This window comes from Enterobacter cloacae complex sp. GYL001 (assembly GCF_049237125.1).
GTDB classification, from domain to species: Bacteria; Pseudomonadota; Gammaproteobacteria; order Enterobacterales; family Enterobacteriaceae; genus Enterobacter; species Enterobacter hormaechei_C.
Window position 1 is genome coordinate 118,000 of sequence record NZ_JBMKGW010000007.1, and the last position, 14,990, is coordinate 132,989.

General features: G+C 52.4%; 14 protein-coding genes and 1 pseudogene. 10 read left to right on the top strand and 5 right to left on the bottom strand.

Translation table 11 applies throughout. The features are described from left to right. Positions 1-185 precede the first annotated feature (185 nt). From ACOTWU_RS14435 to ACOTWU_RS14445, 3 genes are all read left to right on the top strand, one after another. Positions 186-497, top strand: coding sequence for a hypothetical protein (locus ACOTWU_RS14435; RefSeq protein ID WP_252049295.1), 312 nt, complete (start codon positions 186-188; stop codon positions 495-497). A gap of 434 nt (positions 498-931) precedes the next feature. Next, on the top strand, positions 932-1,423 hold the full coding sequence (locus ACOTWU_RS14440; protein ID WP_116349416.1) for a hypothetical protein: 492 nt from the start codon (positions 932-934) through the stop codon (positions 1,421-1,423). Positions 1,424-1,492: 69 nt separating this feature from the next. Continuing rightward, positions 1,493-2,482: a hypothetical protein gene (locus ACOTWU_RS14445; RefSeq protein WP_116349417.1), complete on the top strand. Its 990-nt coding sequence runs from the start codon at positions 1,493-1,495 to the stop codon at positions 2,480-2,482. Positions 2,483-3,197: 715 nt separating this feature from the next. Here ACOTWU_RS14445 and ACOTWU_RS14450 read toward each other — a convergent pair. The 3 genes and pseudogenes from ACOTWU_RS14450 to ACOTWU_RS14460 form a co-directional block, all read right to left on the bottom strand. Next, positions 3,198-4,622 (bottom strand): annotated as a pseudogene (locus ACOTWU_RS14450) (DMSO/selenate family reductase complex A subunit); the annotation flags it as partial. 130 nt (positions 4,623-4,752) lie between these two features. Further along, complete coding sequence (locus ACOTWU_RS14455) at positions 4,753-5,058, bottom strand: DUF1161 domain-containing protein (protein ID WP_003857424.1); 306 nt, start codon at positions 5,056-5,058, stop codon at positions 4,753-4,755. A gap of 128 nt (positions 5,059-5,186) precedes the next feature. After that, positions 5,187-5,942, bottom strand: a complete 756-nt coding sequence (locus tag ACOTWU_RS14460) for a glycosyltransferase family 25 protein (protein ID WP_040117589.1) — start codon at positions 5,940-5,942, stop codon at positions 5,187-5,189. Between the two features lie 136 nt (positions 5,943-6,078). Here ACOTWU_RS14460 and ACOTWU_RS14465 point away from each other — a divergent pair, with 136 nt between their 5' ends. Then, positions 6,079-6,789 (top strand): YnfC family lipoprotein, encoded by a 711-nt coding sequence (locus ACOTWU_RS14465; RefSeq protein WP_017384542.1) that lies wholly within the window; start codon positions 6,079-6,081, stop codon positions 6,787-6,789. A gap of 17 nt (positions 6,790-6,806) precedes the next feature. Here ACOTWU_RS14465 and speG read toward each other — a convergent pair whose 3' ends face one another. Together speG and ACOTWU_RS14475 are read right to left on the bottom strand one after the other, a co-directional pair. Next, a complete protein-coding gene (gene speG / locus ACOTWU_RS14470) occupies positions 6,807-7,367 on the bottom strand; it encodes a spermidine N1-acetyltransferase (protein WP_003857416.1) in 561 nt (186 codons plus the stop codon). Next, positions 7,367-7,705: a DUF1283 family protein gene (locus ACOTWU_RS14475; protein ID WP_252049294.1), complete on the bottom strand. Its 339-nt coding sequence runs from the start codon at positions 7,703-7,705 to the stop codon at positions 7,367-7,369. The genes speG and ACOTWU_RS14475 overlap by 1 nt, the downstream gene beginning before the upstream one ends. Before the next feature lie 150 nt (positions 7,706-7,855). Between ACOTWU_RS14475 and ACOTWU_RS14480 the strand changes: the two genes are divergently transcribed. From ACOTWU_RS14480 to ACOTWU_RS14505, 6 genes are all read left to right on the top strand, one after another. Continuing rightward, on the top strand, positions 7,856-8,182 hold the full coding sequence (locus ACOTWU_RS14480; RefSeq protein ID WP_040117590.1) for a YnfA family protein: 327 nt from the start codon (positions 7,856-7,858) through the stop codon (positions 8,180-8,182). 110 nt (positions 8,183-8,292) lie between these two features. Continuing rightward, positions 8,293-9,507: a D-mannonate dehydratase ManD gene (manD, locus tag ACOTWU_RS14485; RefSeq protein ID WP_017384541.1), complete on the top strand. Its 1,215-nt coding sequence runs from the start codon at positions 8,293-8,295 to the stop codon at positions 9,505-9,507. Positions 9,508-9,521: 14 nt separating this feature from the next. Continuing rightward, complete coding sequence (locus ACOTWU_RS14490; RefSeq protein ID WP_220719581.1) at positions 9,522-10,541, top strand: Zn-dependent oxidoreductase; 1,020 nt, start codon at positions 9,522-9,524, stop codon at positions 10,539-10,541. Positions 10,542-10,614: 73 nt separating this feature from the next. Beyond that, complete coding sequence (locus ACOTWU_RS14495) at positions 10,615-12,000, top strand: MFS transporter (RefSeq protein ID WP_032670001.1); 1,386 nt, start codon at positions 10,615-10,617, stop codon at positions 11,998-12,000. After that, on the top strand, positions 11,997-13,403 hold the full coding sequence (gene uxaC / locus ACOTWU_RS14500; RefSeq protein ID WP_058700311.1) for a glucuronate isomerase: 1,407 nt from the start codon (positions 11,997-11,999) through the stop codon (positions 13,401-13,403). The genes ACOTWU_RS14495 and uxaC overlap by 4 nt, the downstream gene beginning before the upstream one ends. A 27-nt stretch (positions 13,404-13,430) precedes the next feature. Next, entirely contained in the window at positions 13,431-14,969 is a 1,539-nt protein-coding gene (locus tag ACOTWU_RS14505; protein ID WP_045348162.1) for an MFS transporter, read from the top strand. Positions 14,970-14,990 lie beyond the last annotated feature (21 nt).

Below are 14,990 nucleotides of genomic sequence, written 5' to 3' on the forward strand. Positions count from 1 at the left end.
GGATGTGGAACCTGACCGAAATCTGGAAGACCCTGAAGCTACCGAGGGGTAAGGCCCCTTCCGAGTGGAAGACCAAAGAGGCGAGACGATTTGCAGCCACTCCGGTAAAATTGCGGAGTGAGCGGGTCGGCTCTACACAGCACATCTTCTCTAATAAGCAAGTTACGCTCCGGTACGCTGGATGGGTGTCTTATGACTTTGAGTATATGGTCTACGCTGCCTTTGAGTCCATTCTGGCGATGCCTGAAGTCCAGACCGTTGTCGTCAACAAGATGGTGGAGCTGGGCTATCACGCCGAAGCTGAGCTACTGGAGCGACACTCTAACGCTGACCGAGACTACGCCCATCACCAGATGTCTACCCTGTTTAGTAAAGCGGACGGACGCAAGCCTGAGCGCCTGTATAAGGCTGTCAAAGCTGGTCACGTGACCAAGGATAAGGCCTTGAGTCTGCTCCCCGCAGGTAGCGCCTGGGCTGCACGAGTGGAGGGACTCTAAGATGATGATTGACCCTCGTACACCTATTGGCAAAGCGACCCTTCGTTACCGTGGTCTTCCCACTCGTCACCTCCTGTCCCTGCTGAGACTTGGAGTCGCTGACTCTGAGCGCCCGTACTACAGTCGAGACGAACTTATAGCGATGCTGGTCGACCGTGATTTGAATAATCAGTTACGTCGGGCGTTCGCCAAACTAGAGTCTTAACCTTATGGGGCAGAAAAGACCGCCGCATAAACCTATCGTCTGATGACCGCTCCGGAAATCTCCGGACCGCCCGTAGTGAGCTGGAGTCTTGAGTGGAAATTCCCACGCAAGGTCTTTGACCATACCAAACCTAATTTAAAACCTTTTGAGATGACCGATGCGGGGAGACCCGTAGGCATAACTGTGTCTGCGGTACCGATAGTCTCAACTCTCAAGAGGAGTAATTACTATGTTATTCAATAACCAAGACTGGAAACTGTCAGTCACCGACATCAATCTCTATGAAAATACTGTGAGTCTGGACGGTCAGTCCTATCCGCTGTCGCTCGCTATCAAGACCCTCATTCCGGGCTACCTGTCAGGCCTGCCGTCTACCAGCCGTGAGTCTATGGAGTTACTGGAAGCTCTGGCTGAAGCTGGCGTAGCTATTGGTAACTTCTTCAGTAATGACCTGATGATCGCCTACCAACGCCGCCAGATGAATAAGCGTGTCGAGGCTGAGCGTATCGCTAAAGAGCTGGCGTCTCAGAAAGAGCGTACCCGCGAAATGTTCATGACCGACGAAGAGTGGCAGAAAGAGTTACAGCGCCGCGAACAGGTCAAAGCTGAACGCCGGACCTATGGTGAGAACCTCCGCAGTGCTACCCATTCCGCTGGTCGCTCCCGTGCCGCTATCGTCGCTGACATTGAGTCAGGCGGTAACTGGATGGACAGCCTGTAAGACACACAAGTGGTCCTGACCCGATGTCGGGACCCACAGTATCCAAACTAATTTAGGAGATTGATTATTATGACTATGACTAAAGACGCTTTCCAGTTCGGCATTGAGCCTGTTCGTATCACCGACACCGACAACATTCAGGTCAATGAAGGTCTGCCGACTAACGCTGACCCGCAGGTCTATGCCCTCCAGTTAGCTAAGACGGTTAAGGCTATGCTGAACGGTGTACTTAAAGACGCTCAAGAGAACATCCCGTTCCCTGTAGAAGTCCTGCCTACCCGCAATAGCCTGCCTACTCCAATCATTGCTCACACTCTGGCTGATCGCTCTGTGGTCGTTCCTGTCCGTGGTGGTAAGCGACCTGAAGTCGTGACCGTTCCGTCTGGACAAGAAATCGTGGTCGAACCAATCGAGCAGGCTATTCTCATCTCTGAGCAGACCAAGCTCTGGGACGCCAAGTCATCCACCGGATTCACTCAGGGCACACTTCAGCAGGACGCTATGAACATCTGTGAGAATGTGGTCCGTACCATCAACGCTCGCATGGTCGACGTTCTGGAGTCCTCCAAACTGTTGAAGACCGTAGAGCTTCCTGTCCTGACTGGTAGCCTGACCGCTAAGGCAGACGCTATCATGGACGCTCTGTATGACAACACCGAGCCATCTTTCGGTTCTGAGGTTTCTGACTATGGCATTATCGCCCATGAGTCACACATCAAGGCTCTCTCTCGTCTGGCTGCTAAGCAGGGCTTCTCTGGTGAAGACGCTATCGTGGATATGCTGGGTACCGACATCGCGTATTACAACGGTGAGGACAAAGGTGTGTTCATGTTGGCTAAACGCTTCACGGCCCTGAGCTTCGGCTGCTTCCGTCACGACGGTGAGAATATTACGGTCGTCCTTTCACGTGATGGCGACTCTCAGTCCCACGACTTGGAAATCCTCGGTAAAGTGTTCGTTGTCGCTGAAGCTGCTACGACCGTCAAGATGGGCACTGGCTCAGCTACTGCCGTCCTGCCTGTAGTCAAACGCCTGAAGTTCACCAAGACCGAAGCGTAAGACCAATGGGTAAGAGCATTAGTAAAGGCTTCAGGTCCATCGCCAAGGGCCTGACAGGTGGTGGTGGGACTCAAGGTGGGGCTTCGGTCCCGCCTCCTGTAGCTCCTCCTGTAGCTCCTCCAGATGACGCTCAGCAAGCTGTAGTCGATACCCAAGGTCAGGAGACCGAGGGAGGTAAGACCATGAGCAGAGGTAAGTCTGGACTGAATATCAGCAGGACTTCAGGTGGTGGGCTATCACTGTGATTAACTAACTATGGTCTGGACCAATGGTCTGGACCTGTTGTTAATGTAATAATATAACATAACAGATAGGGGCTTTATGTCTATGACTTCCGCAGACCTGAAGTCCCTCCTGACTCTGGTCTATAAACTCGTGTTCCTCTCTGTGGGTCTCTACATGGTCCTCTCTGGTCGACTTGGTGTGGATGTGTTCGACACTCTGTCTAAGGCTGTGGGTGGACTTCTAGGTCCTTAGGTTTGGACTCACAGTGGGACCGATGGTTTCTGACAGAAAAATGTGAATGACCATCTAATACATTAAGCCAGCAGACTTCCCCCCATAGGCCCACCTCAAGTCCAGACCGAGGCCACCGGGGGTCCTGACCAGCCGTCTAGACATCCCGTCTAATGACACAAGTCTGGCACAAAGAATGACACAAGGTCTTGACTCAATGCAGGACCTCAGGCCTACTAAGGGTCCGCTTCAAGTCCTTGAAGTTCCAGATGAACTTGATCGGCACATCGAGCTTATCTTTGCCGCGTACGCCGTCGCGCAGGGCGGTCATCTCCGGTCCACGGGCAATGGCATCCGTCCAGCTGAAGCAGGAAATTTGCGTTTTCACCGGATTTTCCGGCAGCGGCATGCGTTCGATGGTGATGGTGTAGGTCGATTCGCGCGCGCCGCTGTTGCCGCCGTTAATGCCGACGTTGCCGGTCAGGATCGGCAGCATGGCGATGGCGCGGGACGTTTGCTCCCCGTTAGCCTGACGCTGTGGGCCCCAGCCCTGGCAAATGTAGGCCGGTTTCGCCGAACCGATTTCACGGGCCAGCTTAATGATGCGATCGGCAGGGATGCCCGTTATGCGAGACGCCCACTCCGGGGTTTTCGCGGTTTTGTCATCACCCTGGCCGAGAATATAGGCTTTGTAATGACCATTAGCCGGTGCGCCTTCCGGCAGGGTTTTTTCGTCATAACCCACGCAGTATTTATCGAGGAAAGGTTGATCGACCAGATTTTCATTAATCAGCACCCACGCAATACCTGCCACCAGCGCGGCATCGGTGCCCGGACGAATCGGGATCCACTCGTCTTCACGCCCTGCGGCAGTGTCGGTATAACGCGGATCGATAACGATCATCCGCGCGTTTGACCGTTCGCGCGCCTGCTCAAGGTAGTAAGTGATCCCGCCGCCGCTCATGCGCGTTTCCGCCGGATTATTGCCGAACATCACGACCAGTTTGGTGTTTTCGATATCCGATGTGCTGTTGCCGTCGTTGCTGCCGTAGGTGTAGGGCATTGCGCAGGCGATCTGCGCGGTGCTGTAGGTGCCGTAGTGGCTGAGGAAGCCGCCGTAGCAGTTCATCAGGCGCGCGACCAGCGAGGCATAAGGGGAGGAGCGGGTGATGTTGCCGCCTACAATTCCGGAGGAGTAGTTAATGTAGACCGCTTCGTTGCCGTATTTTTCGACCACGCTTTTCAGGCTCGCGGCGATGGTGTCCAGCGCTTCTTCCCAGGTGATACGCTCAAACTTGCCTTCTCCGCGTTTGCCCACGCGTTTCATCGGATAGTTCAGACGGTCTGGGTGATTAATGCGACGGCGAATTGAACGGCCTCGCAGACAGGCGCGAACCTGATGGTTGCCGTAAATATCCTCGCCGGTATTATCCGTTTCAACCCAGTAGACTTCGTCATCGCGAACGTGCAGACGTAGCGCGCAGCGGCTACCGCAGTTTACCGAGCAGGCGCCCCAGACAACTTTGTCTTCTGCGGGCTGAATAGCGGACTGCACAGCGGCGGCGGCGCTTTTCAGACCAAAAGGTAATGCGATCCCACCGGCGGCAAGCGCCAGAGATCCTATGGCAGTAGATTTAACCAGAGTTCGACGGCTTATACCGCCGTGATGTTCAACTTCGGACATAACTCACCCCATCATTGTTAATAATTATTTTCACCCGTGACTACAACCGGGCTAATGATGGGGGGAGTGTTACTTATTTAGAGGTATTAAATATTAATCCTCGTCAAATCAGGGGAATTGAGTGGGAAAATCATTGCGGCTCAGCGGGCGCATTCTCTTGCGTACCTGCGCCGCTCACCGGGTAGTTGCCGCTACTGGTGCGGGTGTACAAAATTTTGAAAGTATCGTTGGCACAATGCCCAACGACCTGCGCATCCGGCTGATCGGCCTGATCGTTCGGGACGATGTTCAGGGTAAAGCCAGACTCCGGTACGCCGTTGTTGATAATCTTCTGCTGAATGTCGCTTTTCACGCGCTCGCAGGAGTCCGGGGCCGCAAGAAGAGCGGGTGAAGCACTCATTAACAGCAGGGCGGTAATCCAGGGTAACCGTTTCATCTGTAGCTCCTTTTCACTGTGTGGACTGTAAGCATAGCAGGGTTAGGGTAAGCTTTTGTTTTTGGACCTGTCTTTCTGAATTGTCCTGGAAATGCTAAATCGCTCGGTAATTAAAAAGAATAATACTCTTACCCTTTCCCTTGATTTATTATTGGATTGAACAATGGTGTAATCGCGCGTCGGTAACGATGGCGAAGCTTTGCAGCTAAAGGTCTTTCCCGCATCAGTAATTCCCAGATTTCTTTCTTTTTGGCATCTAAAGCGGCATCGCCTTTCGATTCATTAATAGTTGAGGCGTTCGCTTCTTCGGAAAGACATACAGGAAAAGGTATGATTGAATGAATTTTAGCCAAAGATAAATCTTCGAATAAGCTCCATTTGTCAGAAACCATCCACACAGGGTATAGGTTCTGAAGGAGATTACTGGCAGCTTTTTGATTAATAATATAAGCGTGAGCAGTCGTGGCTTGTTGAGTTTTATGAATGCTATATGAGCCATTTATGCTTTTGAGAGGTTTTTTGTAATATTTATTAACTCGACTAAGAAGTAGAATCTCAGGTTTAGTCGTGCTAAGCGTTACGTTGTCGAGTATTTCACGTAAATCATTATTTATTACGACATCATCCTCGAGGATGAGAGCTACGTCGATATTTTCATATGTTATTTTTTTATATATTTCCTGGTGACTTAATGCGCAACCCACTTCACCTGGGAGAAAAGCATAATTCACCTCACGCGTGACATTTCTGCGTTCAGTTTCAGTCATTTTCCGACCGTCAATTGCTTCGATAAATTCGTGTGCAATGTTCAACTTTAATAGTTGAGATTCCATTTTTGCACGACGCTCGAGCGAGTGTTTGAGATTGATTATAAAAGTTCTCATCCTTTGAACGTTCCTTGAAGACTGTTTGGCTGGACTACATTCGTACATTTTACCAGTATTCGAACCAATTCAACATCGTTACCATACTATTTGCTACTATGAGTATCACAACCCTTTCATTCTTTTGGTAAATGATGTGAATAAATACGCAGCGATAACGCTACTGGCAACGGTACTGGTGGGATGCGACAACAACACCGCGCCGCTGTCATTTACGCCGGAGATGGCGAGTTTTTCGAACGAGTTTGACTTTGATCCTCTGCGCGGGCCGGTGAAGGATTTTACCCAGACGCTGTTCAACGATAAGGGTGAAGTCTCTAAACGTGTGACCGGCACGATGTCAACGGAAGGGTGTTTCGATACGCTTGAACTGCACGATCTCGACGCTAATACGGGCGTTGCGCTGGTGCTGGATGCTAACTACTACGTCGATGCTGAAACCCAGCAGCAGAAGGTAAAGTTGCAGGGGAAATGTCAGCTGGCGGAACTGCCGTCTGCCGGCCTGACGTGGGACACCGACGATAACGGGTTTGTGGTTGCCGCGCACAGCAAAGAGATGGAAGTGAAGTACCAGTATGACGCCGACGGCTACCCGCTGGGTAAAACTACGGTTTCCGGCGACAAGCGTTTATCGGTCAAGTCGGTGCCGTCGAAAGATCTGCGCAAGCGCATGGATTATACGGCGGTAAGCCTGTTGAACGATAAACCGATGGGCAATGTAAAGCAGAGCTGTGATTACGATCGCCACAATAACCCGGTGAGCTGTGAGCTGGTGATCACCGATGACAGCGTCAAACCTGCCGTTGAGCACAAGTACACCATCAAAAACAGCATTGAATATTATTGAGAATAAAACCGCGCAGGTTACTGCGCGGTGGGTTTAAGCAGGCTGGCGGAGGAGGACTTATGCCCGGCCAGATGCTGATGCTGGAAAATGCACATGCGGATGGTGTTACGGTATTCGCCGTTAATAAAGAACTCATGGATCAGTTCACCTTCCACCATAAAGCCCAGCTTACGGTAGATATGAATCGCTTTTTCGTTCTCTTTGTCGACGATAAGGTAAAGCTTGTAGAGATTCAGGACGTTAAACCCGTAATCCATCGCCAGCTTTGCCGCCCGCGACGCAAGACCTTTCCCCTGGTGCTCCGGTGAAATAATGATCTGAAATTCCGCCCGACGGTGAACGTGGTTGATCTCAACCAGTTCAACCAGCCCGGCTTTCTCACCCTCGCACTCCACCACAAACCGGCGTTCACTCTGATCGTGGATATGCTTGTCGTAGAGATCGGACAGCTCGACAAACGCCTCATAAGGCTCTTCAAACCAGTAACGCATCACGCTGGCATTGTTGTCGAGCTGGTGAACAAAGCGTAAATCTTCGCGCTCCAGCGGACGGAGCTTAACGTCACACGGCGTCGACATTACGGTGCTACCGTGCGGCCAGTGCGACGATCCAGACAGCGCAGGGTGTTAGGCTCCCAATAGGCGTTGACGTTGGCACTTTGCTGGCATTTGTCGCGGGCATCAAACGCGACGTCTTCTTTATCCCACTCTTTTTCCACGCGCTTATTCACTTTCTGACGCAGGCTGCGGGTGTCATTCCATTGTTCTTTGTCCATGGCGGCGTTCTGACGGCTTTGCGCGCTGTCACCAGACTCAATGATGAGTTTGCTGGTTTCGGCTGATGCCGTTGCGGCGAAGGCGAACGATGACAGCGCCAGTACGGCTGTCAGACAAAGGTGTTTGCTTAATGTAGTCATAGCGTTTCCTTTAAACGGGTGCAGACAATCGGATTACCCCGTTGGATTCTACACCAATCCGAAAGGGTGTCATACCCGCGCGGCAGGTATGGGAACGATGTGAACATTATCGCGTATGATGTCTAAATCAATCCTCACGAAACGAGAAAAATGTTCAAAACGACGCTGCTTTTTTTCGCGACCGCGCTGTGCGAAATCATCGGATGCTTTTTGCCGTGGCTCTGGCTAAAGCGGGGCGCTTCCGCGCTGCTGCTGATCCCGGCGGGTGTGTCCCTGGCCCTTTTTGTCTGGCTGCTCACCCTGCATCCGGCCGCCAGCGGGAGGGTATATGCGGCCTACGGCGGAGTGTACGTCTGTACCGCGCTGCTGTGGCTGCGCGTTGTCGATGGCATCAGGCTAAGCCTGTATGACTGGGCAGGCGCGCTGATTGCCCTGTGCGGCATGTTGATCATCGTGGCCGGCTGGGGACGCGCATAAGCGTCCTATAGTGTGATCGCCCGCTGATTTTACGATCATTATACTTGTATGGTAGTAGTGTAGTTGCGTAAATTTCCTGCATCACAACGAGCGATGTAAGGAAATGGATTATGAAGATTGTCGGGGCTGAAGTATTTGTCACCTGCCCGGGGCGTAACTTTGTCACCCTTAAAATCACCACCGATGAGGGCATTGTCGGCCTGGGTGATGCCACGCTGAACGGACGTGAACTTTCCGTTGCCTCCTACCTGAAAGATCACCTGTGCCCTCAGTTGATTGGCCGCGATGCGCACCGCATCGAAGATATCTGGCAGTTCTTCTATAAAGGCGCTTACTGGCGTCGTGGTCCGGTCACCATGTCAGCGATTTCTGCCGTGGATATGGCGTTGTGGGACATTAAGGCGAAAGCCGCGAACATGCCGCTCTATCAGCTTCTGGGCGGAGCCTCCCGGGAAGGGGTGATGGTTTATTGTCACACCACCGGGCACACCATTGACGACGTGCTGGAAGATTATGCCCGTCATAAAGAGATGGGCTTCAAGGCAATTCGCGTGCAGTGCGGCGTGCCGGGAATGAAAACCACCTACGGCATGGCAAAAGGAAAAGGGCTGGCGTATGAGCCAGCGACCAAGGGCGCCTGGCCGGAAGAGCAGCTGTGGTCCACTGAAAAATACCTCGACTTCACGCCGAAACTGTTCGACGCAGTGCGCAGTCAGTTCGGCTTCAATGAACATCTCCTTCACGACATGCACCACCGTCTGACGCCCATCGAAGCGGCGCGATTCGGCAAAAGCATTGAAGAGTACCGTCTGTTCTGGATGGAAGATCCGACTCCCGCTGAAAACCAGGAGTGTTTCCGCCTGATCCGCCAGCACACCGTCACGCCAATTGCGGTGGGGGAAGTGTTCAACAGCATCTGGGACTGCAAGCAGCTGATTGAAGAGCAGCTCATTGACTATATCCGCGCCACCATAACCCATGCGGGCGGCATCACCGGGATGCGTCGCATTGCGGACTTTGCCTCACTTTATCAGGTGCGTACCGGCTCACACGGCCCGTCGGATCTGTCGCCGATTTGCCACGCCGCGGCGCTGCATTTTGACCTGTGGGTACCGAACTTTGGCGTGCAAGAGTATATGGGGTATTCGGAGCAGATGCTGGAAGTGTTCCCGCACAGCTGGCGCTTCGATAACGGCTATATGCACCCGGGCGACAAGCCAGGGCTGGGCATTGAGTTTGATGAGAAGCTGGCGGCGAAATACCCGTACGATCCGGCTTATCTGCCGGTGGCTCGTCTGGAAGACGGCACCCTCTGGAACTGGTAAACGAGGAGCGAATGATGAAAAGCGTAGTGATCCAACAGCCGGATGTGCTGGTGATTGAAGAGCGTCCTCTCCCGTTGCCGGGCGCAGGCGACGTCCGCGTCAAAATTAAGCTCGCCGGTATTTGCGGTTCAGATAGCCATATCTATCGCGGGCATAACCCGTTTGCGAAATACCCGCGGGTAATCGGTCACGAGTTCTTTGGCGAAATAGACGCGGTTGGCGAAGGCGTGGAGGGCACCCGACTGGGCCAGCGCGTTTCGGTTGATCCGGTGATCAGCTGCGGGCACTGCTACCCGTGTTCCGTTGGAAAACCGAACGTTTGTACTTCGCTGGTGGTGCTGGGCGTCCACCGTGACGGCGGCTTCAGCGAATACGCCGTGGTGCCGGCGAAAAATGCCTGGCGCATTCCGGATGCGATCTCTGACCACCACGCGGTGATGGTTGAGCCATTCACCATTGCCGCCAACGTAACGGGGCAGGCAAAACCCACCGAACAGGATGTGGCGCTGATTTACGGCGCAGGCCCGATGGGGCTGGTCACCGTGCAGGCGCTGAAGGGCGTTTACAAGGTGAAGCAGGTCATCGTGGTGGATCGCATTGATGAGCGGCTGGAGATGGCGCAACGCAGCGGCGCAGACTGGGTCTTCAACAACGGCGAGCATTCTTTACAGGCCGCGCTGGATGAAAAAGGCATCAAGCCGACGTTAATCATCGATGCTGCCTGTCATCCGTCCATTTTACAGGAAGCGATTACGCTGGCGTCTCCGGCGGCGCGCATCGTGCTGATGGGCTTCTCCAGCGACCCGAGCCAGATTGTGCAGCAGGGGATCACCGGCAAAGAGCTGTCGATCTTCTCTTCGCGCCTGAATGCCAACAAATTCCCGGTGGTCATTGAATGGCTGGAAAAAGGGCTGATCGACCCTGAAAAACTGGTCACCCATACATTTGACTATCACCACGTTACAGACGCCATCGAACTGTTTGAAAAAGACCAGCGGCAGTGCTGCAAAGTCTTGCTCACGTTCGACCAATAATAATTCACGCGGTTAAGAGCCTGCGAAGACAGGCTCTCAGTGGTACGCATCTTACCTTGCAGAGATAGCCATTATGACTCAAGCACAACCTCAAAGAAGTACGTCAGATCTGGTGAAAGCCGCCGTATCTGGCTGGCTGGGCACCGCCCTGGAGTTTATGGATTTCCAGCTCTACTCCCTTGGCGCCGCGCTGGTGTTTCATGAAATTTTCTTCCCTGAGCAGTCCGCGGCCATGGCGCTGATCCTGGCGATGGGCACCTACGGCGCAGGCTACATCGCGCGTATTGTCGGGGCATTTATCTTCGGCAGAATGGGCGACAGAATTGGCCGTAAAAAAGTGCTGTTTATCACCATCACCATGATGGGGATCTGCACCACCTTAATCGGCGTCCTGCCAACCTACGCGCAGATCGGGATTTTCGCACCGGTGCTGCTGGTGACGCTGCGTATTATTCAGGGGCTGGGCGCGGGGGCTGAAATCTCCGGCGCAGGCACCATGCTGGCCGAATACGCCCCGAAGGGTAAACGCGGCATCATCTCCTCGCTGGTGGCCATGGGCACCAACTGCGGGACGCTGAGCGCCACGGCGATCTGGGCCGTGATGTTCTTTGCCCTCGATCGTGAAGAACTTATTGCCTGGGGCTGGCGCGTGCCGTTCCTCGCCAGCGTGGTTGTGATGATCTTCGCCATCTGGCTGCGTATGAACCTTAAAGAGAGCCCGGTGTTTGAGAAGGTAAACGATGCCGAATCCGTTGCGCCGGTTGCTGCGCAGGATACCTCGGTCGGCGCGATGTTTAAGAGCAAATCGTTCTGGCTGGCGACGGGGCTGCGCTTTGGTCAGGCCGGTAACTCTGGGCTTATCCAGACCTTCCTTGCCGGGTACTTGGTACAGACGCTGTTATTTGATAAGGCGATCCCAACCGATGCGCTGATGATCAGCTCGATTCTTGGCTTCGTCTCCATCCCGCTGCTGGGCTGGCTGTCCGATAAAGTGGGGCGCCGTCTGCCATATATCATCCTTAACATTTCAGCCATTATTCTGGCTTACCCGATGCTGTCGATTATCGTCGATAAGAGTTACGCGCCGGGCGTGATTATGCTCTCTATCATCGTTATTCATAACTTTGCGGTGCTCGGGCTGTTTGCGCTGGAAAACATCACCATGGCGGAGATGTTTGGTTCGCGAAACCGCTTTACCCGCATGGCGATCTCCAAAGAGGCGGGCGGTCTCGTGGCGGTAGGCTTTGGTCCGGTGCTGGCGGGGATCTTCTGCAATATGACCGGGTCCTGGTGGCCGATTGTGGCGATGCTGGTGGCGTACTCGCTGATTGGGCTGGTCTCCGCTTTGCTGATGCCAGAAGTGCGCGACCGCGATTTGAGCCTGGTGGAAGATGCAGCTGAACCCCTGCGCCAGAGCGATACCGCAGCGAAGCAGCGGAAATATGGAGCCCTGTCATGAGTTTTATTAACGATAACTTTATGATTGGCAATGCGAGAGGTGTTGAACTTTATCGTAACGTCGCGAAAGCGCTGCCAATTATTGATTATCACTGTCACCTGGACGCGAAAGATATCTTCGAGAATAAAAATCTCGATAATATTACCGAACTCTGGCTGGCTGGCGATCATTATAAATGGCGCGCCATGCGCGCCAACGGTATTGACGAAAAATACATTACGGGCGATGCCCCGGCGGAGGATAAATTTGCGGCATGGGCTGAAACGGTCGAAGCGAGCTATGGAAATCCGCTCTATCACTGGACTCATTTAGAACTTCACCACTATTTTAACTGTGACGAACCGCTGGGCAGGCATAACTGGCGTGAAATAATGGAGCGCTGTAATCTGCTATTGCAGCAGCCTGATTTTACGCCGAGGGAACTCATTAAACGCTCCAGGGTAGAAGTTATTTGCACGACAGATGCTCCGCTTGATGATTTACGCTACCATCAATTATTGCGTGATGACGCGACGTTCAACGTTAAGGTATTACCGACCTTCCGTCCGGACGATGTTTTTGCGCAAAACGCGGAACAGTTTGCCGACTTTATCGATCGATTAGGTGAGACGACAGGATCTAAAATCCAGACATTCAGCGATTTTGTTAAGGGAATGAGGCAGCGTATTGCCTGGTTCCACAAAATGGGGTGCCGAATTTCCGATCACGGACCCGTGGAGATCCATTTTCAGTCAGCAGATGAAAGTCAGGTTGAATCCGTGTTTGCCCGAAAGCGCCGGGGTGAAAATCTGGACGCCCGTAATAATGCGATTCTTGACAGTGCCATTTTTATTATACTGGCGCATAATTACAGGCAGCATAACTGGGCAATGCAGATACACTTCGGTGCGATTCGCAATAATAATTCCCGCATGTACCGTTCTTTGGGTAGTAATACTGGTTTTGACTCGCTGACCGATCAGTCGAATCTTGCGGCCAATCTCAACCAACTCCTGGATGCAATGGCGCAGGCTGAAGCTTTGCCCAAAACTATTCTATATAACCTCAACGCCAGCTATAACGATATTGTCGCGACGACTATCGCTAATTTTCAGACTGCGGAATTGGGCGTTAAATCGCCGATACAGTTTGGCTCCGGATGGTGGTTTAACGACACTCAACGCGGAATGGAAAACCAGCTACATAGCCTTGCGGATCAGGGGCTATTAATGAATTTTGTCGGTATGTTAACCGATTCCCGTAGTCTGGTTTCGTATACTCGCCACGATTATTTCCGACGTATTTTGTGCAATATCATTGGTGGCTGGGTGGAGCGTGGTGAAGTTCCGGATAATAACGCCATCCTAACGAAGATGGTTAAAAATATTTGCCATGATAATGCTGAAAACTATTTCAGATTCTAAATTCTACTCACTGAGTGGGGATGGAACATGTCTCGTACTGCAAAAAAAATTACTATTCCGGTTAGTATCGGCTACGGACTAACGGATATTATGGGCGGCGGTGCCTTTACCGTTATCGGCGCCTGGTTATTATTCTTCTATACGACATTTGTTGGGTTGTCACCGGTTGAAGCGGCGTCTATTGTTGCTATAGCGCGCATTGTCGATGCTATCGTTAGTTTGTTTATGGGAAGTTTCACTGACCATTTTTACAAAAACTATTTTGGTAAAAAATTTGGTCGCCGACGTTTCTTTTTGCTGATCGGTGCACCGTTGATGCTGGTCTATGCATTGCTGTGGCTTGATGGCATGACATACGGTTTTTATCTCGCCGTCTATCTTGCATTTGAAATTATTGCTGCAATGGTACTGATCCCGTGGGAAACGTTACCGTCAGAAATGACAAAAGACTTTAACCAGCGGACCAAACTCTCTACCTGTCGCATGTTTCTTTCAGCGTCCGGGACGTTTCTGGCGACATTTATTCCCGGATTACTGATAGGCTTTTTCGGGGAAAACAGCGCCCATGCCTACCTCATAAACGGCGTTATTTTTGCTGTACTGTTTATGGTATGTGTATTCATCTCGTGGAAAGTGACCTGGGAACGCGAGTTGACGCCGGAAATGCTCTCCGGGCTGGAAAAAAACACACGCCCACAAACAGCAGGGGAGAAGCTGGCTGCCTTTGGACGACTTTTTAAGGAGTATGGTTCCACCCTGAAAATCCGGGCCTTCAGGAAACATCTCGCCATCTATCTGCTGTCGTTTACCGGCAAAGATGTCTACAACACGGTATTTGTATTTTTCTGCGTGTACTGTCTGAATGTCTCTTCCTCACTGGCAGGCACGCTGCTGTCGATGAGTATTGTGGGGCTGCCCGTCACGTTAATTGCGGGTATAGGGATCATCAGATATGGGCCATCAAAGCTATATGTATTTGCCTATTCACTGATGTTGCTCTGTTTGGGGGGCTTCTTTGCCGTGTACCAGATCCCTGCGCTGAATACCGTCGCGACGCTGGTCATTCTGGCCGGGGTGTATCAGGTGGGGCGCTGCGTCCTTGAGTTTACACCGTGGAACGTGTTCCCGTTCATTCCAGATATCGATGAAATGGTCAGCCGTCAGCGTCGTGAGGGACTGTTTGCCGCGGTAATGACATTCTCCCGAAAAACCACGGTCGCTATTGCCACCTTTATTGTGGGTCTCCTGTTACAAAGCGGCGGATTTGTAAAAGGGAGCCAGACGCAGCCAACCGAAGCCATCCACACCATCGCAATGCTGATGTTCATCGGCACTGCTGCCTTGCTTATCCTGGCCCTGTGGCAGGCTCTGACATTCAACCTTAACAAGCGTACGCACAAAATCTTTGTGGATGAGCTGGATCGCCTGAAAGCCAACGGCTCTCCCCAACGCGTATCCGCCGAAGCTCGCCGGGTCGTGGAAGATTTAACAGGCTATTCCTACGACAGGTTGTGGCGTGAGCCGACGGTCCGGTCCGGCGAGCAGACGGTGCGCACCCCTGTATGAGCTGGTTTATATCTTTTGCCA

Excerpts from the sequence above, each read along its gene's own strand:
- ACOTWU_RS14440 (WP_116349416.1), top strand. The coding sequence starts at position 932 with ATGTTATTCAATAACCAAGACTGGAAACTGTCAGTCACCGACATCAAT.
- ACOTWU_RS14445 (WP_116349417.1), top strand. The coding sequence starts at position 1,493 with ATGACTATGACTAAAGACGCTTTCCAGTTCGGCATTGAGCCTGTTCGT.
- ACOTWU_RS14455 (WP_003857424.1), bottom strand. The coding sequence starts at position 5,058 with ATGAAACGGTTACCCTGGATTACCGCCCTGCTGTTAATGAGTGCTTCA.
- ACOTWU_RS14460 (WP_040117589.1), bottom strand. The coding sequence starts at position 5,942 with ATGAGAACTTTTATAATCAATCTCAAACACTCGCTCGAGCGTCGTGCA.
- speG (WP_003857416.1), bottom strand. The coding sequence starts at position 7,367 with ATGTCGACGCCGTGTGACGTTAAGCTCCGTCCGCTGGAGCGCGAAGAT.
- ACOTWU_RS14475 (WP_252049294.1), bottom strand. The coding sequence starts at position 7,705 with ATGACTACATTAAGCAAACACCTTTGTCTGACAGCCGTACTGGCGCTG.
- ACOTWU_RS14480 (WP_040117590.1), top strand. The coding sequence starts at position 7,856 with ATGTTCAAAACGACGCTGCTTTTTTTCGCGACCGCGCTGTGCGAAATC.
- manD (WP_017384541.1), top strand. The coding sequence starts at position 8,293 with ATGAAGATTGTCGGGGCTGAAGTATTTGTCACCTGCCCGGGGCGTAAC.
- ACOTWU_RS14490 (WP_220719581.1), top strand. The coding sequence starts at position 9,522 with ATGAAAAGCGTAGTGATCCAACAGCCGGATGTGCTGGTGATTGAAGAG.
- ACOTWU_RS14495 (WP_032670001.1), top strand. The coding sequence starts at position 10,615 with ATGACTCAAGCACAACCTCAAAGAAGTACGTCAGATCTGGTGAAAGCC.
- uxaC (WP_058700311.1), top strand. The coding sequence starts at position 11,997 with ATGAGTTTTATTAACGATAACTTTATGATTGGCAATGCGAGAGGTGTT.
- ACOTWU_RS14505 (WP_045348162.1), top strand. The coding sequence starts at position 13,431 with ATGTCTCGTACTGCAAAAAAAATTACTATTCCGGTTAGTATCGGCTAC.